The organism is Actinocatenispora comari (genome assembly GCF_017312725.1).
Lineage (GTDB): Bacteria > Actinomycetota > Actinomycetes > Mycobacteriales > Micromonosporaceae > Actinocatenispora > Actinocatenispora comari.
Genome location: NZ_BOPO01000124.1, coordinates 37,748 through 58,713 on the forward strand (window position 1 = coordinate 37,748; position 20,966 = coordinate 58,713).

Genomic DNA, 20,966 nt, shown 5'->3' on the forward strand with positions numbered 1-20,966 from the left:
GCACGCAAACCCGGTGGGTCACGACAGTTCGCTGAGCCAGGCGTAGGCCGCTTCTCTGTTGTCGTGCTCGACGTTGGTGTGGTCCGCCGAGTCGATCAGGTGCGCCACGATGCCCGGTACGTGGGCGGCGAGCCACCGGCCGTTGACGATGGGGACGGCCCGGTCGTGGACCCCGTGCCAGAGCCGTACCGGGACGCGGATGCTCGTCGGGTCGCAGCCCCACGGGGTCAGGGTCGCCGCCCAGTCGTCCCACCAGGCGTCGTCGCCGTCGGACAGCGAGTCCCGCATGATCGCGGCCAGGTGCCGGGCCACCGGCCAGCTCCGCGCGTCGTCGGTACCGGCGGCGTCGCCCCACCGCGCCACCCACCCCTCCGGCGTACCGAGGGTGGCGAGCAGCCGGTCCGCGTCCTGCTTCCAGTGCTCGCGGGCGGTCTCGCGGTCGGTGAAGAACAGCTCGACCTCGTGCGCGAACTCCGGGGTCGTCCCCGCGCAGAAGTCCAACCCCGGCGCCCCGTAGGGCGCGAAGCCGGCGAAGACCGCCGCGCCGGTGACCAGCTCGGGCAACACCGCGGCGCAGGCCAGCGCGTACGAGCCGCCGCCGGAGAACCCCCACATGCCGAGCCGCTCGATCCCCAGTGCCGCGGCGAGACTGCGGACGTCGGCGGCCGCATCGGCGATCCGCCGGCCCTCCCGACGCGGCCGGCCCCGGTAGCCGGGCCGGTCGTAGCTGAGCAGCCGCAGCCCGTACCGGCGTGCGGCGAGCTCCGCATCCGGCCGGAACAACCGCCGGGAGCCGGGACTTCCCGGGTGCACCAGGACCGGCTTCCCGTCCGGCGCGCCGAACTCCTCGACGCTGATCAGCTCACCGTCGGCGCCCGGAACCACGTGTGTGACGGTCTCCATGCCGGCGGATGATACGAACCCCACCACGATCTGTCGTCCCCTTACCCGACCGTCCCGAACGGCCGGGTATGCACCAACTCGGCGGCCCCGGATCGCTCCCTCGACGGGACTCGCGACCGGTGCGGCGGAGGGCGTGGGATTCGAACCCACGAGGACGGGGATACCGCCCTAGCGGTTTTCAAGACCGCCGCCATCGGCCACTAGGCGAGCCCTCCGGAGCGCCGCCCGGCGGCGCCGAGGCCCAGTTTGTCATGGCCGGGCGACGCCGGGTGATGCGAGGGTCGCGCCGGTCAGCGCACCACGTCGATCGGGGTGCCCGGCGGTACCTGCCGCAACCGGCGCAGCGACCGGTCGTGCAGCCGGATGCAGCCGTGCGAGATCCTGGCCCCGCCGGTACCGATCCGACCGTCCTCGCCGAGCGGCCCGTGGATGCCGACCACGGCGTCACCGGAGCCGGCCCAGTCCGAGATCACCTCCGAATGCGCGGACGTGACCACGATGAACGGGCCGTACCCGGGCTCGCCGGGCGGCGGCGCCTGGTCGAACGCGACGAAGAAGTGGCCGGCGGGGGTGGGGTCGTCGGGCGCGCCGACGCCGGCGGGCACGGACAGCGCCAACCGGCCCCGCTCGTACAGCCGGAGGTGGGTGTCGCCGAGGTCGACGACCAGCCGGTACGGCGTGCTGCCGAGCGACACGTCCCTGGCCCGCAGCCAGGTCGTCGAACCGTTCGGCCGCTGCGCCAGCCGCACCCGGACCCAGCCGGGCTTTCTGGCGATGACCGGCAGCATCGACGGCCGCCCGTACCAGCGTCCCGGCGCCACGCCGTCCGACCCGGCGCCGGGACGCGGGTACCGGGGTACGTCGTGGTGCAACGTGGCGACCACCGTGCTGCCTGCGGACGACGGCGCCGGCGAGCCGGTCGGGCGCCGTACGGTGGCGCCGGCCCGCGGGTCCGGCACACCCCGGGAGACCAATACCAGGGCGACGGCAACCGCCAGGACCGCGACGCCGACGGCGATCGCGAGCCCGCGGCGACGCCCGCGATGGAACGAGGAGAGCAACTGCACGATTCCCATCCTTTGCGTGGGTCCGTCCGGGCGCCCGCTCCGGAGCCGGCGGGCCGCGCTTCGAGGACTCCGGTGCGCCGGCATGGATCCGCGGCACGGCGCCGCGCCGCGGATCCATGCCGGGTGGCTACCCGGTCACCGGTACCTGGGCGTAGGCCGTGGCGGCCGAGGGTGCGGAGCGCACCGGTGTCCGCGATCCCGGCGGGTACCCCTGCGCCCGCGCGCTGTTTCGGACGTACTGCGCGCGCAGGTCGGCGGCGGTGATCCGGTAGGTGGCGGTGCAGGTCATCGCCTTCCCCGGGGCCAGCGTGGTCTGCGGGCAGCGGACCGTCGACATGCCGGGACGGTGGTCCGGCACGGTGATCCGGTCGAGCCGGACGTTGCCGGTGTTCGTCACCTGGTACCGGTAGTGCAGCAGCTGGCCGACCTCGCCGTACGTGGTCGGGTCGACCGACTTGCGGATGGTGATCGCCGGCTTCGCCACCGCCCGGACGGTGACCTCGGCGGGCGCCGACACCAGCGGTTCGGTCGCGCCCGGCGGAACGCCCTGCGCGGTGGCCACGTTGGTGACCGAACCGCGGTCCACGTCGTCCTGGGTGATCGTGTACGTGGCCGTGCAGTCCTGGCTCTCCCCGGGCTCCAGCGTCGACCGGGGGCAGCTCACGTCGGACACGCCGGCCAGTTCGTCCACCACGTCGACGCTGGTCAGCGGTACATCGCCGGTGTTGGTGACGTGGTAGGTGTAGCGGATCACCTGGCCGGCGGCCGAGAACGAGCTCGGTGTGGCGCTCTTGGTGAGGCCGATCCCACCCTGCGCCGGCGGCACGAACGTGACGTCCGCGCTGCCCGGCGGGTTGACGCCGGTCGAGTCGGTGATGTTCGACCCGTCGTTGGTGTAGGTGCCGGCGGTCGACGAGGTCACCCGCGCGGTCACCGTGCAGGACGCCTGGCCGGCGCTCAGCGCGCCACCGGTCAGGGAGATGGTGGAACCGCCGTCGTCGGCGCTGACGGTACCGGCGGGGCAGTCGGTGCTGGCATCGGCCGGCGTGGTGAGCGTCAGCCCAGGCGGCAGCGTGTCGGTGAACGACCAGCCGTCCTTGGCGAGCAGGTCGTCGGTGTTCGTGATGGTGAACGTCAGCAGCGAACTGCCGCCCACTCCGGTGCGGTCGGGGTCGAACGACTTGTCCAGCTGCGGTGTCACGTCCAGCAGCCGGATGTCGTCGAAGGAGTGGTCGTTGCCGTTCCCGCTGCCCTGGCCGTTGATCATCTTGATGCCGACCTCGGTGCCGGTGAACAGCAGCGGGGCGTCGCCGGTGAAGGTACCCGCGAAGTACCCGGGCTCGACCTCGGTTCCGCTGGTGCACGGGTCGATCGGCCGGTTGGTGACCGGGATCGACGTCGTCCCGTCGACGAGGTAGTAGTTCAGCAGGGCGTGGTTGTGGTTGGCGTCGCAGCTGGTCTCCGCGGCGTTCACGGAGAACGTCAGGAACCGGCCGTTGGCGGTGACCGGCACCGGGTTCTCGGTCTGGAACTCGACCTTGTCCGGCCCGGGGTTGCCGCTGTTCACCGACCCGTTGGTGTAGGCGCTGACCGCGTGGTTCGCGCTCGGCACGGCCGACCCGTTCAGGTCGCCGATCGCCCGGGACAGCTGGCGCACCCGGTTCCACGCCGTCACTCCCGGCGTCCCCGGTCCACCCGTGGCGGGCGTGCAGTCGCGTACCTGCGGGGCCACCGACGGGTCGCTGCCCGGCGGGTCGTCGAACGCGGCGATCCAGCCGTTGCAGTTGACCAGCCAGGCGGGGTCCGCGGTGTAGGTCGTGCCGGCGGTCCCGGTGTAGTCGTCGAGCCGGATCGGCAGCGCCGACTGGCGGTTCTCGAAGTCCTCGGTGAACACGGGGGTCGGCGGCTGCGGGGTACCGGGCGAGCCCGGCGCCGTCTCCGGCGACGCGACGGCCGGGGCGGCCGACGCGGGGGCCGGATGGCTTGCCACGCAAGCGACCGCCGCCGTCAGCAGGGCACAACCCAGCGCGGCGACGCGGGTACGGCCGAACCTGGTCAGTGTGCGGCTCATCCGTCGGTCATGTACGGCATGCACTTCTCCCCTGGCGTATTGACTACGCGGGGGACACTAAGCACCACGAAGAGCGACACACCGGGTTGGACCGGAACGAGCCGGCGAAGTTCCTCACATTGGTCGTACCGACCGGGTCAAAAACGGGCGCACGCCAGCGGAAACGAGACCGCGACCGTCCTGCCGTGCGGGCGGCGCCGCCGTGCGGGCCGTGCTGCCCGTGCTGCCCGTGCCGCCGTGCGGGCCGTTTCTGCGGTCAGGGCCGGGCGATGCTGTGCGGTGCGAGGGCGGCGGTGGGGCGGATCTCGCCGACCGGTGCCCCATGCCCCAGTACCGGCGGGGTCGCGAGCGAGCCGTCCACGGGCAGGGCGTCCACGGCGGTGAGGTCGGCGCCGAGCGCGCGCAGCGCCGCGACCAGTACCGGCGGGCGGGCGCGGCCGGAGCCGTCGGCGATCTTGAGGGCGGCGGCGCGGCCGTCCGGCAGCGCGGCGGCGTAGACGCCTTCGGCGCCGTCCTTGGCGATCAGCCCGGGGACGAGGCGCATCAGGTCGGTGACGTCGCGCCCGGTCCCGCCGACGTACTCGGGGTGCGCGCGCATGGCGGCGGCGACCCGGCCCTCCGGGATGCCGGAGTGTGCGGTGGCGATCCGGCCGAACGCGCGGGCCAGCCCGGTCAGCGACACCGCGAACAGCGGCGCGCCGCAGCCGTCGACGCCGACCGCGGCGACGGGCTCGCCGGCCAGGTCCTCCAGGGTGCGGCGGACGGCGCGCTGCAGCGGGTGGCCGGGGTCGAGGTAGTTCTCGATGGGCCAGCCGGCGGTGACGCAGGTGGCGAGCATCGCGGCGTGCTTGCCGGAGCAGTTCATGGTGATGCGTTCCGGGCCGCGGCCGGCGGCGTAGTGCGCGGCGAGCGCCTCGGTGGACAGCGGTAGCCCGGGGGTGTTCTGCAGGTCGTCGGGGGTGAGGCCGGCGCCGGCGAGGATGCGCCGCACCCCGTCCAGGTGGTACGGCTCGCCGGAGTGGCTGGCGCTGGCCAGGGCGAGCAGTTCGCCGTCCAGGTCGAGGCCGGCGCGCAGCATCGCGGTGGCCTGGATCGGCTTGTTCGACGAGCGCGGGTAGACCGGGACGTCCGGCGCGCCGACGGTCAGTACCGGCCGGTTGTCGGCGTCGAGTGCCACCACCGAGCCGTGGTGCCCGGATTCCAGAAAGTCGCCGCGCCAGACCTCGGCGACCGGCTCGTGCCCGCCCATGCGTACCCCCCAGATCGTCCCGCCTGGGTACGAGTCTTGCAGCGTCGCGGCGCGCGTCGCGAGCGGCCGGAGGTGACGGAGTGCGCCGTCACAGCGCCCCCACGTTGTACTGTCGGGATAGTTAGGCTAGCCTGACCTCGTTTGAGCGGGCGCTGCCCGCCATCGCCGCCGGTCGATACCGGACGGGCGAACCACACAGGTCGGCGCAAGGAGGCGCGACAGCGGTGATTCCGACGCTGGTGATCGGTCTGCGCGAAGGGCTCGAGGCGGCGCTGATCGTCGGCATCATCGCCGCGTTCCTCGGCCGCAACGGTCGGCGCGACGCGCTACGGCAGATGTGGATCGGCGTGGCCGCCGCGGTGGTGCTCTGCCTGCTGATCGGTGTCGGGTTGGTCACCCTGTCACAGGAACTGCCGCAACAGGCCCAGGAGGGCCTGGAGACCGTGATCGGGCTGTTCGCGGTCGTGATGGTCACGTTCATGATCGTGTGGATGTCCAAGCACTCCCGGTACATGAAGCGGGACCTGGAGGGCGCCGCGTCGGACGCGCTGGCCCGCGGCTCCGCCGGTGCGCTGGTGGCGATGGCGTTCCTCGCCGTGCTCCGGGAGGGCTTCGAGACCTCCGTCTTCCTCGTCTCCGTGCTGCAGAACTCCGGCAGCGTCGCGACCGGCGCGATCGGAGCCGTGCTCGGCATCCTGATCGCGGTCGCCATCGGGTACGGCATCTACCGCGGCGGCGTGAAGCTCAACATGGCGCGGTTCTTCAAGATCACCGGTCTGGTCCTGGTACTGGTCGCCGCCGGGCTGGTGATGACCGCGCTGCGCACCGCGCACGAGGCCGGCTGGCTCAACGTCGGGCAGGCTACCGCCGTCGACCTCACCTGGCTGGTACGCCCCGGCACCGTGCTGGAGTCGCTGTTCACCGGCGTACTGGGCTGGCAGTCCCGGCCGGCCGTGATCGAGGCGATCGGCTGGCTGGTGTACGCGGTACCGATGCTCTGCTACGTCGCCTGGCCGCGACGCCGGAAGGCGCCCGCCGCGAAGAAGTCCACCGAGCCGGCACCGGCACCCGTCGACGCCGCCTGAGCACCACACCCCTCGAACACGACATCGCAAGGAGTACCCCGTCATGCCTCGACCCCGATCGCTGCGCGCGCTGAGCGTCGGCGTACCGGCCGGGCTGGTCGCCGTCGGCCTGCTCGCCACCGGCTGCCAGCAGGGTGGCGACGACGCCGCCGCGAAGGGCGCGACGACGGTCAAGGTGTCGCTGACCGACGACGGCTGCAAGCCGTCCCCGGCGAAGATCAAGGCCGGCGCGGTCACGTTCGAGGTGAAGAACGCCAACGCGAGCAAGGTCAGCGAGGCCGAGCTGCTGCAGCACGGGGTGATCGTCGGCGAGAAGGAGAACCTGACGCCGGGCCTGTCCGGCACGTTCTCGCTCAAGCTCAAGGCCGGCAAGTACCAGCTCTACTGCCCGAACGCGAAGACCGAGCACTGGAACCTCCAGGTCACCGGGACGGCGGCGGGCGCCAGCCAGGACCCGGCGGTACGCAAGGCGCTCGCGTCGGCGACGACCGGGTACCACGACTACGTGGTCGCCGAGGTGGACAAGCTGATCCCGGCGACGAGGAAGTTCACCGACGCGGTCCGGGCCGGCGACGTCGAGAAGGCGAAGCAGCTGTACGCCTCGGCGCGGTACTACTACGAGGAGGTCGAGCCGGTCGCGGAGAGCTTCGGCAACCTCGACCCGGACGTGGACGCGCGCGCCAACGACGTGACCGACCCGAGCAAGTGGACCGGGTTCCACCGGATCGAGAAGGCGCTCTGGCAGGACAAGTCGGCCAAGGGCATGAAGCCGGTCGCGGACAAGCTGGACGCCGACGTCGCCAAGCTGAAGAAACTGGTGGCGACCGCGAAGTACCAGCCGGCGCAGCTCGCCAACGGCGCCACCGAACTGCTCAACGAGGTGGCGTCCAGCAAGATCACCGGCGAGGAGGACCGGTACTCGCACACCGACCTGACCGACTTCGAGGCGAACCTGACCGGCGGGCAGAAGGCGTTCCAGCTGCTCAAGCCGGCGCTGGACAAGATCGACCCGGCCCTGGCGAAGAAGGTCGACTCGGCGTACGCGCAGGTCTTCGACTCGCTGAAGCCGTTCGCGGGCGACTACGCCGGGACGAAGTACGTGGACTACTCGACGGTGACGCAGGCGCAGCGCCGTACCCTGACGCAGCAGGTGGACGCGCTCGCCGAGCCGCTGTCCCAGGTCGCCGCGAAGGTGACCGGCTGACCGTCCACAGTGGACGCTCTGAGGAGGGATCGCCGATGGCGGAACGGCTTCGTACCTCGCGCCGCGGGCTGCTGACGCTCGGCACCGCGGCGGTGGCCGGTACCGCGGCGGGCACGCTGACCGGGTGCGGCTCGGACGCCGACCAGCCGGCCGCGGCGCCGGCGATGGTGGCGTTCGGCGGCGACCGGCAGGCCGGCATCGCCACCGCCCAGCAGGACCGGCTGGCGTTCGCCGCGTACGACCTGACCATCGACGGGACCCCGGCGCAGAACCGGGAAGCGTTGCGCGAGTTGCTGAAGACCTGGACCGCGGCGGCCCGCGCGATGTGCGCCGGCAAGCCCGTCCCGGGCGAGAACAAGCTCGGCACCGCGCCGCCGGCCGACACCGGCGAGGCGTTCGGCAGCAAGCCGGCGAACCTGACCGTCACGATCGGGTTCGGCCCGTCGCTGTTCGACAAGCGGTTCGGGCTGGCGGACCGGCGGCCGGCGGCACTCGCCGACCTGCCGAAGTTCGCCGGGGAGAACCTGGACGCGCAGAACAGCAACGGCGACCTCGCGATCCAGGCCTGCTCGGACGACCCGATGGTGGCGTTCCACGCGGTCCGCAACCTGGCCCGGCTGGGCCGCGGCACCGTGGTGATGCGCTGGTCGCAGCTGGGTTTCGGGCGGGCCGCCTCGACCAGCACGAAGCAGGAGACGCCGCGGAACCTGTTCGGGTTCAAGGACGGCACCCGCAACATCCACGACGCGAAGACCATGGACCGCTGGGTGTTCGTCGGGTCCGACACCGACCAGAAGTGGATGCGGGACGGCAGCTACCTGGTGGCGCGCAAGATCCGGATGCGGATCGAGGCGTGGGACCGCGACTTCCTGACCGACCAGCAGAACGTGTTCGGCCGGCACAAGTACACCGGGGCGCCGCTGACCGGGGGCAGCGAGTTCGACAAACCGAACTTCGCGGCGAAGAACCCGGACGGCTCGCCGACGATCCCGGTCGGCGCGCACATGCGGCTGGCCGCCCGGGAGAACAACGGTGGCGTGCAGATCCTGCGCCGCGCGTACAACTACACCGACGGGATGATCGCCGCCTCCGGCGAGCTCGACGCGGGCCTGTTCTTCCTCTGCTACCAGCGCGACCCGCGGTCGCAGTTCGTTGCGCTGCAACGGAAGTTGAGCGCGCACGACGCGCTGAACGAGTACATCACGCACGTCGGCTCCGGCCTGTACGCCTGCCCACCCGGTGTCGCCGACCACGAGTACTGGGGCCAGGCCCTGCTGGCCGACTGACCCCGGGCGTCGTCGGGCCGCTGGTGCCGTCAGGGGCGTTGAGCGGCGACCAGTTCCTGGGCCTCGCGGCGGGAACCGACCGCCGGCGGCGAACCGCGGAGCGGGCGGCGGGCCGTCTCGCGCATGAAGAACACCGCGACACCGCCGATCACCGCGGCCGCCATCAGGTAGAAGGCCGGCACCATGGTGCTGCCGGTGGCGCTGATCAGCGCCTCGTTGACCAGCGGGGTGGTCCCGCCGAACAGCGATACCGACACGTTGAACCCGATCGACATCGCGCCGTAGCGCACCTTCGTCGGGAACAGTGCCGGCAGCGCCGCCGGCATCGTCGAGGTGAAGCAGACCAGCAACAGGCACAGCACCAGCACGCCGGCGAAGATCGTCGCGACCGTCGCGAGCTGCATGAGCAGGAATGCCGGCACCGACAGTACGAAGAAGCCGATGCAGCCGGCCATCAACACCGGCCGCCGGCCGAGGTGGTCGGAGATCCGGCCGGCGAAGGTGATCACCGCCATCATGATCACCATGCACACCAACACGATCAGCAGGCCCGGCGTCTCGCCGAAGCCGAGCGCCGCGTGCAGGTAGCTCGGCAGGTACGACAGCAGCATGTAGTCGGTGACGTTGAAGACGAGCACCAGCCCGAGGCACAGCAGCATCGCGCGCCACTCGCCGACGAGGATCTCCCGGTACTCGTGCCGCTTCGGTTTCTGCTCGTCGCTCTGCTTCTTGTCCGCGGTGATCTTCTCGTACGCCGGGGTCTCCTCCAGCCGCAGCCGCAGGTACAGGCCGATCAGGCCGAGCGGCCCAGCCACCAGGAACGGCAGCCGCCAACCCCAGGTCAGCAGCGTGTGCTCGGACAGTACGGCGGTGAGCACGGTGACCAGGCCGGCACCCATCGAGTAGCCGGTGAGGGTGCCGAACTCCAGCCAGCTGCCCATGAACCCGCGACGACGGTCCGGCGAGTACTCGGCGATGAACGTGGTCGCCCCGCCGTACTCGCCGCCCGTCGAGAACCCCTGTACCAGCCGCGCCACCAGCAGCAACGCCGGCGCGAACAGCCCGATCGTCGCGTAGGAGGGGATGAACGCGATGCTGAACGTGCCGGCGGCCATCGTGATCATCGTGGTCGCGAGGACCCGTTTGCGGCCGATCCGGTCACCGAGCGGGCCGAAGAACAACCCGCCGATCGGCCGGACCAGGAACGCCGCGGTGAAGGTGGCGAACGTCGAGATCAGCTGCGCCGCCGGATTCCCGCTCGGGAAGAACACCTTCCCCAACGTCACCGCGAGGTAGCTGTAGACGCCGAAGTCGAACCATTCCATCGTGTTGCCGATGGCCGCCGCGGCGACCGCCCGACGCAGCGTGTCCGGGTTGACCACGGTCACGTCGTCGACGGTGAGCTTCCGGCGGCCACGGTCGGTACGGCGGCGCGGGCCGAGCCGCCGCGCGGCGCGTTCGGACCGTGCCATGGCGCCCCTCCCGGCTCGCTCGGCGGCGGACCGCTACCGGTCCGCTGGCCGAACTACCCGGTCCCGGGCCGATCAACCGTCCGACGTTCACCGTTCGCGGCGAACCGGACAGCCGGGTTCGTCACACCCGGCCGGGCCGAAACGGCGCGGTCAGGTGGCGCGGCGGGCGAGGTAGACGACGTCCGGTTCGCCGCGGGCCACCTCGACCGGCAACACCCGTACGTCGAAGAACAGCTCGCCGAGCGTCGCCTCGAACGCCGGCACGGCGGCGGCGCTCCACACGGCAAGGGCGCCACCGGGCGCGAGCGCCGACCGTACCGCGGTGAGGCCGGCGACGTCGTACAGCTCGGCGTTGCCCGGCACCACCGTCCACTGTGGACCGTTATCGATGTCGAGGCAGATCGCGTCGTACCGGCCGGCCGGCGCATCGGCGTGCAGCCACCGCACCAGATCGTCGACCAGCACCGTGACACGCGGGTCGGCCAACGCGCCGTCGGAGAACCGGGACAGGTGCGCGTGCTGCCACTCCAACACCACCGGCTCCCGCTCCAGCACGGTGATCTCCGTCAACCGCCCGTCGGCCACCGCCTGCGCCAACGAGAACCCGACCCCCAGCCCGCCGATCAGCAGCCGGCGCGGCCCGTCCACCGCCGCCAACGCTTCCGTCACCAGCAGCCGCTCGGACCGACCGTCCGACGTGTCCATCAGAAACGTGCCGTTGCTGATGATCTCGTACCGGTCGGTCTGCTCGTCACGGCGCAACACCAGCTCGCCGCGCGGCGTGTCCCGACGTTCGATGGTCTCCACGGACGTCGAGCCTAGGTGCCGACGGCGGCCGCGTGCCGCTCGGTGCCGGCCGCCTCCGGCCGGATGCGGGAAGGCCGGATCACCTGTAGCGCTATGGCAGCCCCCACCCTCACCGGGGGCTCCCCGCTGACCAGCCTATCGGGGTGAGTGGGGGCCGGCGCGGGTCGCGGGAAATCTGTGGACGACGGGTACCCCTGTGGACAACGCGGCGCGGACCCGGTCGACGCGAAACGACCGGCCCCCGGCGGTACGGTGGCGACGTGCATGCGGTGATCAGGAACGCGGACGGTGGCCCCGAGGTGTTCGAGTGGGCCGAGGTGCCGGACTCGGCTCCCGGGCCCGGTGAGGTCGTCATCGAGGTGGTCGCGGCCGGTGTCAACCGCGCCGACGTCCAGCAGCGGCGCGGGCTCTACCCGCCGCCGCCCGGCGCGCCCGACTATCTCGGCCTGGAGTGCTCCGGCCGGATCTTCGCCGTCGGCGCGGACGTGACCGACTGGCAGCTCGGCGACGAGGTGTGCGCGCTGCTGCCCGGCGGCGGGTACGCCGAGCGTGTCGCGGTCTCCGCCGACACGGTGCTGCCTGTCCCCGCCGGGGTCTCGCTGCGGGACGCGGCCGGGCTACCCGAGATCGCCTGTACCGTCTGGTCCAACCTGGTCCAGGTCGGCCGCCTGAGCGCCGACGAGACGCTGCTCGTGCACGGCGGCGGCAGCGGCATCGGTACCTTCGCCATCCAGCTCGCCCGCGCCCTCGGCGCCGTCCCGTACGCGACCGCCCGGACGGTCAAGCACGAGGCGTTGCGCGCCCTCGGCGTCGAAGAGGTCTTCGACTACACCACCACCGACTTCGTCGCGGCGCTCGCCGACGCCACCGGCGGCCGCGGCGCCGACGTCATCCTGGACCACATCGGTGCCAAGTACCTGACCCGCAACGTCACCGCGCTGGCCCGCAACGGCCGGCTGGTCGTCATCGGTTTCCAGGGCGGCCGTACCGCCGAGCTCGACCTCGGCCTGCTGATGGCCCGCAACGCCTCGCTCACCGTCACCGGATTGCGTGCCCGGCCGCTGCCGGAGAAGGCCGCCATCGTCGGCGAGGTGCGCACCCACGTCTGGCCGCTCGTCACGGCCGGCGCGATCCGCCCCGTCATCGCCGACACGTTCCCGCTCCCGGACGCCGCCGAAGCCCACCGAGTCATGGAGTCCAACTCCCACCTCGGCAAACTCCTCCTCACCCGCTGACGCACCGCGGCACCTCTGCGCGCTGAGGTGCTCCCGAAGCGCTCGTGTCACCGCGGGATGCGCTCGTTGCCGACGGTGCAAAGGCCACCTCTGTCCGCTGAGGTGCGCCCCAAGCGGCGGTGTAAAGACCACCTCTGCTCATCGCTTTGACCCGCGTGGGGGAATGCGAGGAGAGGGCTTCGCCCCCTCCTCGCGCTCCTTCCCCGCCAAGGGGGCCGCCCCCTTGGCCATCCCCGCCCAGCCCCCGGTGATGCTGCCCATCGACGCTGAGCAGGCGTCGAAGAAGAACGGGCACCGGCTCGGCCTACCCATCACGGCCACGCCCGCTTCGCTTCGTGTCGTGTCGTGTTGCGGGCGGGGTTGGGTTGGTGTCGTGGCGGGCTGGGCGTCGATGGGCAGGCCGCACCGGGCCCCGTCGTTCCGAAGCGAGCCAGGCGGTGTCCTGCCTGAACACTGATTCCCGGGCAGGGGATGTCAAGGGGGCGACTGCCCCCTTGATGGGGAGGGGTGTGGGGAGGGGCGAAGCCCGCTCCCCACGTTCCCCCACGGGGGGTGAAAGAGGCGAACAGAGGTGGCCTTTACACCGCCAGCAACAGCGAACGCCGCCGCGACACGAGCGCTTCGGGCAGCACCTCAGCGCATAGAGGTGGCCAGGGCGGTGGCGGCGGCGAGGACGCGGGGGCCGGTGGTGGTGTCGTCGAGGGTGCCGAGGGCGACGACGCCGACGCTGGCCTCGAGGCCGTCGATGCCGAGGATCGGGGCGGCGACGCCGTAGGCGCCGGACTGGAAGCCGCCGGCCGAACTGGTCCAGCCGCGTTCACCGCGGCGGCCGGCGAGGATGGCCTGGCCACCGGCGGCGGCGGACAGCGGGTGCCGGGACCCGGTGCGGTACGCGACGTGCAGCGCGGTCCAGGACGGTTCGACGACCAGCAGGGCGAGCGCTTCGCCGCCGTCCTCGACGGTGAGGTGCGCGGTGGCGCCGAGGTCCTCGGCGAGGGCCCGCAGGATCGGCGACGCCGCCTCGGCGAGCAGCGGCTGTGCCCGCCGGGCGAGCGCGAGTACGCCGATGCCGAGCCGCAGCGGCCCGCCGGGGTCGTGGTGCAGCAGGCCGTGCGCGGCGAGGGTGGCGGCCAGCCGGTAGACGACGGTACGGCCGACGGACAGGTGCTGCGCGGCGGCGCTGATCGAGACGCCGCCGGGATGTTCGGCGACGAGGGTGAGCAGCCGCAACCCACGATCGAGCGTCTGCGCGGTCTCGGTCGCCCTCTCCACAGCCAGACCCTACCGGCCGTAACCCCTGCCACCCTTCGTTGATCTTGATGTGGTCTCTGCGGGTAAGCGCTTTCTCCGTGTGTCACGCCATGATCGACCGGGTGGGGGTGGCGCGGGCTTCGGAGAGCGTGGGCGGGCCGTTACGCTTTCAGGGTGAGCCTGCAGCTGTACGACACCGCGACCCGTTCGGTGCGGGACTTCGTCCCGCGGGAAGCCGGCAAGGTCGGGATCTACCTGTGTGGTGTCACCGTGCAGAGCCCGCCGCACATCGGTCACCTGCGCTCCGGGGTCAACTACGACGTGCTGCGCCGCTGGCTGGAGTACCGCGGGCTGGAGGTCCGGTTCATTCGGAACATCACCGACATCGACGACAAGGTGCTGGCCCGCGCCGTGGCCGAGGCGGTGCCGTACTGGTCGATCGCGTACCGCAACGAGCGGCTGCTCGACGACGCGTACGACGCGGTCGGGGTGCGGCTGCCCACCTACGAGCCGCGCGCCACCGGGCACATCCCGGAGATCCAGGCGCTGATCCAGCGGCTGATCGACCGCGACCACGCGTACGCCACCGACACCGGCGAGGTCTACTTCGACGTCTCGTCGTATGCCGACTACGGTGCGCTGTCCGGGCAGCGGCCGGACGAGATGCGCTCCGGCGAGGAGACGGCGCCCGGCAAGCGCAGCCCGCTCGACTTCGCGCTGTGGAAGGGCGTCAAGCCGACCGAGCCGGCGGATGCGTACTGGCCGTCCCCGTGGGGCCGCGGCCGGCCCGGCTGGCACATCGAGTGCTCCGCGATGACCTGGCGCTACCTGGGCGAGGAATTCGACATCCACGGCGGCGGGCTGGACATCCGGTTCCCGCACCACGAGAACGAGATCGCCCAGTCCCGCGCGGCCGGTTTCGGCTTCGCCCGGTACTGGGTGCACAACGGGCCGCTCAACCTCGGCGGCGAGAAGATGAGCAAGTCGCTCGGCAACGTGGTCGACCTGCCCTCGCTGGCTGCGCGCGGGCTGCGCCCGGCGGAGGTGCGCTACTACCTCTCCGCGCCGCACTACCGCTCGGTCATCGACTACTCGGAGGCCGCGCTGGACGAGGCCGCCGCCGCGTACCGACGGATCGAGGGGTTCGTGCAGCGGGCCGTCGAGCGCGTCGGCGTGGTCGAGACCGACGGCGTGGTGCCGGCCGGGTTCGAGCTGGTGATGGACGACGACCTGAACACGCCGCAGGCGTTCGCGCTGGTGCACGAGACGGTGCGGGCCGGCAACACCGCACTCGCGGCCGGCGACGACGAGGCGGTCCGGCAGGCGCTCGGCGAGGTGCTGACGATGCTCGGCGTCCTCGGTCTCGACCCGCTGACCGACACCCCGGCCGCCCGCAGCGGCCTCGCCGACACCGTCGACTCGCTCGTCGCGCTCGCCCTGCAACAGCGCGAGGCGGCCCGCGCGCGGCGCGACTGGCCGGCCGCCGACGCCGTGCGTGACCAGCTCAAACAGGCCGGCGTACTGATCGAAGACACCCCGCACGGTCCACGGTGGACACTCGCGGCCAACGCAACGGACGGACCCTGATGCCCGGCAACTCGCAGCGCCGCAATCGTCGTACCTCGTCGAAGAAGGGGAGCTCGACCGGCTCCGGCGGCCACCACAAGCACTCGCTCGCCGGCAAGGGCCGGACCCTGCCCGCGGACGAGCGGCCGTGGCACAAGCAGTACCGGCCCGGCGAGAACGAGGAACTGCCGAAGCGGACCAAGTGGAAGCAGGAGAAGGAACGCCGGAAGGCAGCCGCCGAGGGGCGCGCGCCGAAGGCCGGTGGCCGGCGCGACGCCTCGCCGGCCACCCGGCGTGGCCCACGGGTGTCCCCGGGCCGGCGCAGCGCCACGCCGAAGGACGCGCCGGAGCTGCTCGTCGGGCGCAACCCGGTGGTCGAGGCGCTGCGCGCGCACGTGCCGGTGACCGCGCTGTACGTGGCGCAGGGCATCGAGCTGGACGCCCGGACCACCGAGGCGGTGCGTACCGCCGGCGACCGGGGCATCGCGATCATGGAGGTGTCCCGGGCCGAGCTCGACCGGCTCACCGGGGGCGTGCTGCACCAGGGCATCGGCATCCAGGTCCCGTCGTACGAGTACGAGTCGTTCGAGGACATGCTGGCCGCGTCCGGCGAGACGCCGGCGCCGCTGCTGGTGGCGCTGGACGGGGTGACCGACCCGCGCAACCTGGGTGCGGTGATCCGGTCCGCCGCGGCGTTCGGCGCGCAGGGCGTGTTCCTGCCGGCCCGGCGGGCGGCCGGGATGACCGCGACCGCGTGGCGCACCTCCGCGGGTGCCGCGGCCCGGCTGCCGGTCGCCCAGGTCACCAACCTGACCCGGGCGCTCAAGCAGTGCCAGCAGGCCGGGTTCGTGGTGGCCGGGCTGGCCGCCGACGGCGACGTCCCGCTGTACCAGCTGGAGGCGTCGGTCGACCCGATCGTGGTGGTGGCCGGCTCCGAGGGGCGCGGGCTGTCCCGGCTGGTGGGCGAGACCTGTGACCTGCGGGTGTCGATCCCGATCGCCTCCGAGGTCGAGTCGCTCAACGCATCGGTCGCGATGGCGGTCGCGCTCGCTGAGATCGCCCGCATCCGCAGTACCTGACCGGAACCTGCGGCTCGCGGTCGCCGAGCGCGCGGGCTCGGCCGCAGCCGGGTGATCGCGCCGCCTCCCCGGACGTCGGCCGCGTCGGTCGTCCGACCGCGCTGGGTGACCAGTTCGGCACGCTGCGGTCGTCGGCGGTGACCCGGCATCCGCGCTTGGGCAGCGTTCGTACGATCGGGTCCGGTCGCCGTGCCCAGGCGGCGACCCCGTCGATGATCGGAGGGATCCGCCGTGACCACGCCGCTCCAGCCGGGCTTCGCGATCGGGGTTGATCTCGGTACGTCGAACACGGTCGCGGTGGTGCGTTCGCCGGACGGCCGGACCCGCCCGCTGCTGTTCGACGGGCAGCCGATCCTGCCGTCGACGGTGTTCGTGGACGAGTCCGGGCACGTTCACGTGGGCCGGGACGCGCAGCGGATGGCGCAGCTGGACCCGGCGCGGTGTGAGCCGAACCCGAAGCGGCGGATCGACGAGCGTTCGGTGTTGCTGGGCGACCGCGAGCTTCCGGTGGTGGCGCTGCTCGCCGCGCTGTTGAAGGAGATCGCGGCCAAGGCGGTCGAGGCGGTCGGGTTCCTGCCGCCCGCGGCGTTGACGCACCCGGCGGCGTGGGGGCCGACCCGGCGGGGGGTGCTGCTGGAAGCCGTACGGCAGGCGGGCTGGCCGCCGGTGAAGCTGGTGCCGGAGCCGATCGCCGCGGCCCGCTACTTCGCGCAGGTGATGCGCCGGCCGGTGCCGGTCGGCTCGGCGCTGGCGGTGTTCGACTTCGGCGGCGGCACCCTGGACGTGGCGGTGGTGCGCAACGAGGGCGACGGGTTCGCGGTGATCGGCTCGGGCGGCGACGAGCGGCTCGGCGGGCTGGATCTGGACGAGGCGCTGGTGACGCACGTCGGTGATCAGATCGGCCAGCGGTACCCGCAGATCTGGCAGCACCTGTCGCAGCCCACCTCGACCGCCGACCGGCGGTACCGGCGGTTGTTCTGGGCGGACGTGGGCGGCGCGAAGGAGATGCTGTCCCGATCGGCGAACGCGCCGGTGCCCGTGCCGGGGGCGGAGGCGGCGATCCACCTGACCCGCGACGAGCTGGAGCGGCTGGCCACGCCGCTGCTGGACCGCGCGGTCGCCGCGACCGAGGCCACGATCGGCCAGGCGGGGCTGCGCCCCGACCAGCTTTCCGGGCTGTTCCTGGTCGGCGGGTCGAGCCGGGTGCCGATGGTGGCCCGGCTGCTGCACGCCAAGCTCGGCATCGCGCCGACCGTGCTGGAGCAGCCGGAGCTCCCGGTTGCCGAGGGCGCACTGGCCGAGCTGGTGCCGGTGGACGCGCCGACCGAGTCCATGCCGTACCCGATGTCGGCGATGCCGGCGAGTCCCGCGGGCGGCATGCCGGTCAGCGCGATGCCCGGCCAGGCCGGCCCCGTCTCGGGTGCGCCGGGACAGCCGGGCTTGGCCTCCGGTGCCCCGGGACAGCCGTCGGGCGCGCCGATGTCGCCGGGTCCGGTGCTCGGTGGGCCGCCGCCCGGGCCGTACCTGCCGGGCGGCCCGCCGCCGGGCGGGCCGGGCGGTTACCCGCAGGCGCAGTACGGCAACCAGCCGCACTCGCCGATCCCGGTCCCACCGCCGGGGCAGCCCACCTGGTACAGGCGGCCCAAGATCATCGTGCCCGCCGCCGCGGCCGTCGTGCTACTACTCGTCATCGGCGGCTACCTCCTGCTCCGCAACCCGTACCAGGAGCGCGGCTTCGAGAAGCTCGATTCGATCGGGTCGATGAAGTACGCCCACGCCGACGACAAGACGTGGGTGCAGGTCGTCGGGGACACCGCATACACGATGGAGATCGACTCGGGCGACTCCTACAGCAGCTCCGGGACGGCGATCGTGCGGGCGATCCCGCTCGGCGACAAGTCACCCACGGCGAAGTGGACGAAGCGGATCGACTCCGGCGGCGCCGACTGGGACACGGACTGGGGCATGCAGGTGTACGACGGTGGCGGCATCGCGATCCGCTACGACTCCGACGGCGACACGCCCGGTCGGTACTACCTGCTCAACCTCGACGACGGCCACAACTGGCACAGCGACGCCGCCAACGACGACGCGTTCGGCGTGTCGGTCGCCGCCGGCGTGGTGCTGCGGCAGCCCAGCGACGGCTCCCGGACCACCGCCCTCGGCCTGTCCGACGGGAAGCAGAAGTGGCACCGCACCGGCATCGCGTACGTCGAGAACACGCCCGACGACCTGGCCCGGCCGGCCCGGTTCGACGACTCGTGGCCGATGCACGGCGCCGAGAAGGGCACCCGCGCGGTGTTCGTCGACACCGACAACAACGCCACGCTCGTCGACCTCAAGACCGGCGACGAGCTCGCCGACGGGAGCAGCCAGCGGCTTTCCGGCACCACCACCGGCGTCACCACCGGCCCGACCCGGCTGGTCTACAACGGCATGCTGATGGACATGACCCCGACGGCCGGCTTCCAGATCCGGGCGTACTCGCTCGACAAGCTGGAGCAGCAGTGGGTGTACCACGCGGGTAGCGGCTACACCCCCGACTGGATCCAGCCGTGCGGCGAGTCGCTGCTGTGCATCAAGGAGCACCGGGGCGACAGCAGCGACGGCTCCGCCGAGAAGGGTGTCCGGCTGGTCGCGCTGAAGCTCGACGACGGCAGCAAGGAAGCCTGGCACCAGGACGTCAAGGGCCTCGACGGCGTGATCGGGGTGGGCGACCGGGTCGTCGTCACCGCGCACGACGACAAGGCCACCACCACCGTGTACGACGAGGACGGCGCGGTGCAGGACACCCAGGCCGGGATGGACGCGGCCCGGGTCGACGACGCCACCATGCTGCTCGCCAACGGCGTCGTGGAGACCGACGAGACCGATCCGAACTGGACGATGACCGGCTACGGCGTGCAGTCGGGCAGCACCACCACGCTCGGTCCGCTCGCCGTCGACCTGTCCGCCTGCGAGTTCAGCGACGCATACCTCGCCTGTTCGGGCGACGGCAAGTTCGAGTTCTGGCGTTTCCGGAGCTGAGCTTGCGCGAATCGCCCCCGGCGGCGCCGTCGAGCGGCACACAATGAGGGCACCCAGGCACTTCCCGCTGGTACCGGGTGGCACGGTCGCCGTCCGTGCGCATGCCGGTACCGCGACAGCAGAGAGTAGGAACAGCAAGGGAGGCACCGGCACCCGCCGGTGCCTCCCTTGTCGCTGTCCCCGCCGCTTCCGGGAGCGGACACGCGAGCGGGGCACCGGCCCGAAGGCCGATGCCCCGCAAGGCTCGAACGCGGTGGGTCAGACCTCGACGCGGTCGCCGGTCGACGCGTTGAAGATGTGCGGCGTGCTCTGCGGCTTGAGGTAGACGGTGTCGCCCATGTTCGGCGTGTTCCGCCCCTCGGTACGGATGACGAACTGCTCCTCGGTGCCGTCCAGGTCGGCGCGACCGTAGACGTACGCGTCCGAGCCGAGCTCCTCGACCAGGTCGACGGTCATCGACAGGCCGCCGTCACCCTGGCCGACCAGCTGCACGTCCTCCGGCCGGAAGCCCACGGTCACCTTGCCGTCGGCGCCCTCGCCGGCCGCGGCGACCGCCTCGCGGCTCAGCGGTACCTGCAAGCCACCCAGGTGCGCGCCGGCGTCGCCGAGCTTGACGGTCTTGATGTTCATCGCGGGCGAACCGATGAAGCCGGCCACGAACACGTTCTTCGGCTTGTCGTACAGCACCCGCGGGGTGTCGACCTGCTGCAGCAGACCGTCCTTGAGCACGGCGACGCGGTGGCCCATCGTCATGGCCTCGGTCTGGTCGTGCGTCACGTACACGGTGGTGGTGCCGAGGCGCGCCTGCAGCGCGGCGATCTGCGAACGGGTCTGCACGCGCAGCTTCGCGTCCAGGTTCGACAGCGGCTCGTCCATCAGGAACACCTGCGGCTCACGCACGATCGCGCGGCCCATCGCGACCCGCTGCCGCTGACCACCGGACAGCGCCTTCGGCTTGCGGTCCAGGTATTCCTGCAGGTTCAGCAGGGCCGCGGCCTCCTTGACCCGGCGCTCGATCTCCGGCTTCGGCGTCTTGCGCAGCTTCAGCGCGAAGGCCATGTTGTCGAAGACCGTCATGTGCGGGTACAGCGCGTAGTTCTGGAACACCATGGCGATGTCGCGCGCCTTGGGGGGAAGGTTGGAGACGTCCTTGCCGTCGATCAGGATGGCGCCGCGGTCGACGTCCTCCAGGCCGGCGAGCATCCGCAGCGAGGTGGACTTGCCGCAGCCGGACGGGCCGACGAGAACGAGGAACTCGCCGTCCTCGATCTCCAGGTTGAGCGAGTCGACGGCCGGCTTCGTGGTGCCCGGGTAGATCCGGGAAGCGGCGTCGTAGGTGACAGTTGCCATGGTGATGGCGTCCTTTCACCGGCAGGTACGTGCCGGACGATCCGAGTGAAAGACCGCACAGCCGCGCCGAAGGCGGTGTGCTGTCGCCAACATAGCCGCTGGCCCTGTGAATGAACAGAGCGCGTACGAGCGGTGCCGCGCCGCTGACTCGCCGTACGACGGGGGTGGTCGCCCGCCGGTGATTCGCCACCGCCGGGCCCGCGCGTCCGGAATGTCACCGAACGCTCCTGGAGCCGCCTGTCGGCCTCGAACCGACGACCTACGCTTTACAAGAGCGTCGCTCTACCAACTGAGCTAAGGCGGCAAACGCGACC

General features: G+C 72.0%; 15 protein-coding genes and 2 tRNA genes. 7 read left to right on the forward strand and 10 right to left on the reverse strand.

Going from position 1 to position 20,966, the window contains the following annotated elements:
• Window positions 1-18 precede the first annotated feature (18 nt).
• The 5 genes from NUM_RS29460 to NUM_RS29480 all read right to left on the reverse strand — a co-directional run bounded on the left by NUM_RS29460 (window position 19) and on the right by NUM_RS29480 (window position 5,290).
• Entirely contained in the window at window positions 19-903 is an 885-nt protein-coding gene (locus NUM_RS29460) for an alpha/beta fold hydrolase (RefSeq protein ID WP_207122409.1), read from the reverse strand.
• Between the two features lie 125 nt (window positions 904-1,028).
• Window positions 1,029-1,118: transfer RNA gene (locus NUM_RS29465), tRNA-Ser, on the reverse strand.
• A 75-nt stretch (window positions 1,119-1,193) separates the two neighbouring features.
• Window positions 1,194-1,970, reverse strand: coding sequence for a L,D-transpeptidase (locus NUM_RS29470; protein WP_207122410.1), 777 nt, complete (start codon window positions 1,968-1,970; stop codon window positions 1,194-1,196).
• Window positions 1,971-2,097: 127 nt separating this feature from the next.
• Window positions 2,098-4,041 (reverse strand): DUF7507 domain-containing protein, encoded by a 1,944-nt coding sequence (locus NUM_RS29475; protein ID WP_207122411.1) that lies wholly within the window; start codon window positions 4,039-4,041, stop codon window positions 2,098-2,100.
• 256 nt (window positions 4,042-4,297) lie between these two features.
• Complete coding sequence (locus NUM_RS29480; protein WP_207122412.1) at window positions 4,298-5,290, reverse strand: asparaginase; 993 nt, start codon at window positions 5,288-5,290, stop codon at window positions 4,298-4,300.
• Between the two features lie 224 nt (window positions 5,291-5,514).
• On the opposite strand from NUM_RS29480, the gene efeU reads away from it, so the two are divergent.
• The 3 genes from efeU to efeB are packed head-to-tail and all read left to right on the forward strand — an operon-like array spanning window position 5,515 to window position 8,865.
• Entirely contained in the window at window positions 5,515-6,375 is an 861-nt protein-coding gene (gene efeU, locus NUM_RS29485; protein ID WP_207122413.1) for an iron uptake transporter permease EfeU, read from the forward strand.
• A 43-nt stretch (window positions 6,376-6,418) separates the two neighbouring features.
• Window positions 6,419-7,579 (forward strand): iron uptake system protein EfeO, encoded by a 1,161-nt coding sequence (efeO, locus tag NUM_RS29490; RefSeq protein WP_207122414.1) that lies wholly within the window; start codon window positions 6,419-6,421, stop codon window positions 7,577-7,579.
• Window positions 7,580-7,614: 35 nt separating this feature from the next.
• Entirely contained in the window at window positions 7,615-8,865 is a 1,251-nt protein-coding gene (gene efeB, locus NUM_RS29495; protein WP_207122415.1) for an iron uptake transporter deferrochelatase/peroxidase subunit, read from the forward strand.
• Between the two features lie 29 nt (window positions 8,866-8,894).
• On the opposite strand, the gene proP is transcribed toward efeB, so the two are convergent.
• Window positions 8,895-10,337: a glycine betaine/L-proline transporter ProP gene (gene proP / locus NUM_RS29500; RefSeq protein ID WP_207122416.1), complete on the reverse strand. Its 1,443-nt coding sequence runs from the start codon at window positions 10,335-10,337 to the stop codon at window positions 8,895-8,897.
• Window positions 10,338-10,487: 150 nt separating this feature from the next.
• A complete protein-coding gene (locus NUM_RS29505) occupies window positions 10,488-11,144 on the reverse strand; it encodes a spermidine synthase family protein (protein WP_207122417.1) in 657 nt (218 codons plus the stop codon).
• A gap of 260 nt (window positions 11,145-11,404) precedes the next feature.
• Here NUM_RS29505 and NUM_RS29510 point away from each other — a divergent pair, with 260 nt between their 5' ends.
• The gene (locus NUM_RS29510) at window positions 11,405-12,379 is read left to right on the forward strand and encodes an NAD(P)H-quinone oxidoreductase (RefSeq protein WP_207122418.1); all 975 of its coding nucleotides are present in this window, start codon (window positions 11,405-11,407) and stop codon (window positions 12,377-12,379) included.
• Between the two features lie 633 nt (window positions 12,380-13,012).
• On the opposite strand, the gene NUM_RS29515 is transcribed toward NUM_RS29510, so the two are convergent.
• Complete coding sequence (locus NUM_RS29515) at window positions 13,013-13,651, reverse strand: IclR family transcriptional regulator (protein ID WP_225918931.1); 639 nt, start codon at window positions 13,649-13,651, stop codon at window positions 13,013-13,015.
• A 153-nt stretch (window positions 13,652-13,804) separates the two neighbouring features.
• Here NUM_RS29515 and cysS point away from each other — a divergent pair, with 153 nt between their 5' ends.
• From cysS to NUM_RS29530, 3 genes are all read left to right on the forward strand, one after another.
• Entirely contained in the window at window positions 13,805-15,217 is a 1,413-nt protein-coding gene (gene cysS, locus NUM_RS29520) for a cysteine--tRNA ligase (RefSeq protein WP_207128193.1), read from the forward strand.
• Entirely contained in the window at window positions 15,217-16,275 is a 1,059-nt protein-coding gene (rlmB, locus tag NUM_RS29525) for a 23S rRNA (guanosine(2251)-2'-O)-methyltransferase RlmB (protein ID WP_207128194.1), read from the forward strand. The genes cysS and rlmB overlap by 1 nt, the downstream gene beginning before the upstream one ends.
• 231 nt (window positions 16,276-16,506) lie before the next feature.
• On the forward strand, window positions 16,507-19,302 hold the full coding sequence (locus NUM_RS29530) for an Hsp70 family protein (RefSeq protein WP_207128195.1): 2,796 nt from the start codon (window positions 16,507-16,509) through the stop codon (window positions 19,300-19,302).
• A 258-nt stretch (window positions 19,303-19,560) separates the two neighbouring features.
• On the opposite strand, the gene NUM_RS29535 is transcribed toward NUM_RS29530, so the two are convergent.
• Together NUM_RS29535 and NUM_RS29540 are read right to left on the reverse strand one after the other, a co-directional pair.
• Window positions 19,561-20,652 carry an ABC transporter ATP-binding protein gene (locus NUM_RS29535; RefSeq protein WP_207128196.1) on the reverse strand — a complete coding sequence of 364 codons (1,092 nt, stop codon included), beginning with the start codon at window positions 20,650-20,652 and terminating at the stop codon, window positions 19,561-19,563.
• Between the two features lie 228 nt (window positions 20,653-20,880).
• Window positions 20,881-20,956, reverse strand: a tRNA-Thr gene (locus tag NUM_RS29540).
• Window positions 20,957-20,966 lie beyond the last annotated feature (10 nt).

What these genes read in the sequence shown, in the direction of transcription:
- NUM_RS29460 (WP_207122409.1), bottom strand. Translation starts at nt 903, where the DNA reads ATGGAGACCGTCACACACGTGGTTCCGGGCGCCGACGGTGAGCTGATC.
- NUM_RS29475 (WP_207122411.1), bottom strand. Translation starts at nt 4,041, where the DNA reads ATGAGCCGCACACTGACCAGGTTCGGCCGTACCCGCGTCGCCGCGCTG.
- NUM_RS29480 (WP_207122412.1), bottom strand. Translation starts at nt 5,290, where the DNA reads ATGGGCGGGCACGAGCCGGTCGCCGAGGTCTGGCGCGGCGACTTTCTG.
- efeO (WP_207122414.1), top strand. Translation starts at nt 6,419, where the DNA reads ATGCCTCGACCCCGATCGCTGCGCGCGCTGAGCGTCGGCGTACCGGCC.
- efeB (WP_207122415.1), top strand. Translation starts at nt 7,615, where the DNA reads ATGGCGGAACGGCTTCGTACCTCGCGCCGCGGGCTGCTGACGCTCGGC.
- proP (WP_207122416.1), bottom strand. Translation starts at nt 10,337, where the DNA reads ATGGCACGGTCCGAACGCGCCGCGCGGCGGCTCGGCCCGCGCCGCCGT.
- rlmB (WP_207128194.1), top strand. Translation starts at nt 15,217, where the DNA reads ATGCCCGGCAACTCGCAGCGCCGCAATCGTCGTACCTCGTCGAAGAAG.
- NUM_RS29535 (WP_207128196.1), bottom strand. Translation starts at nt 20,652, where the DNA reads ATGGCAACTGTCACCTACGACGCCGCTTCCCGGATCTACCCGGGCACC.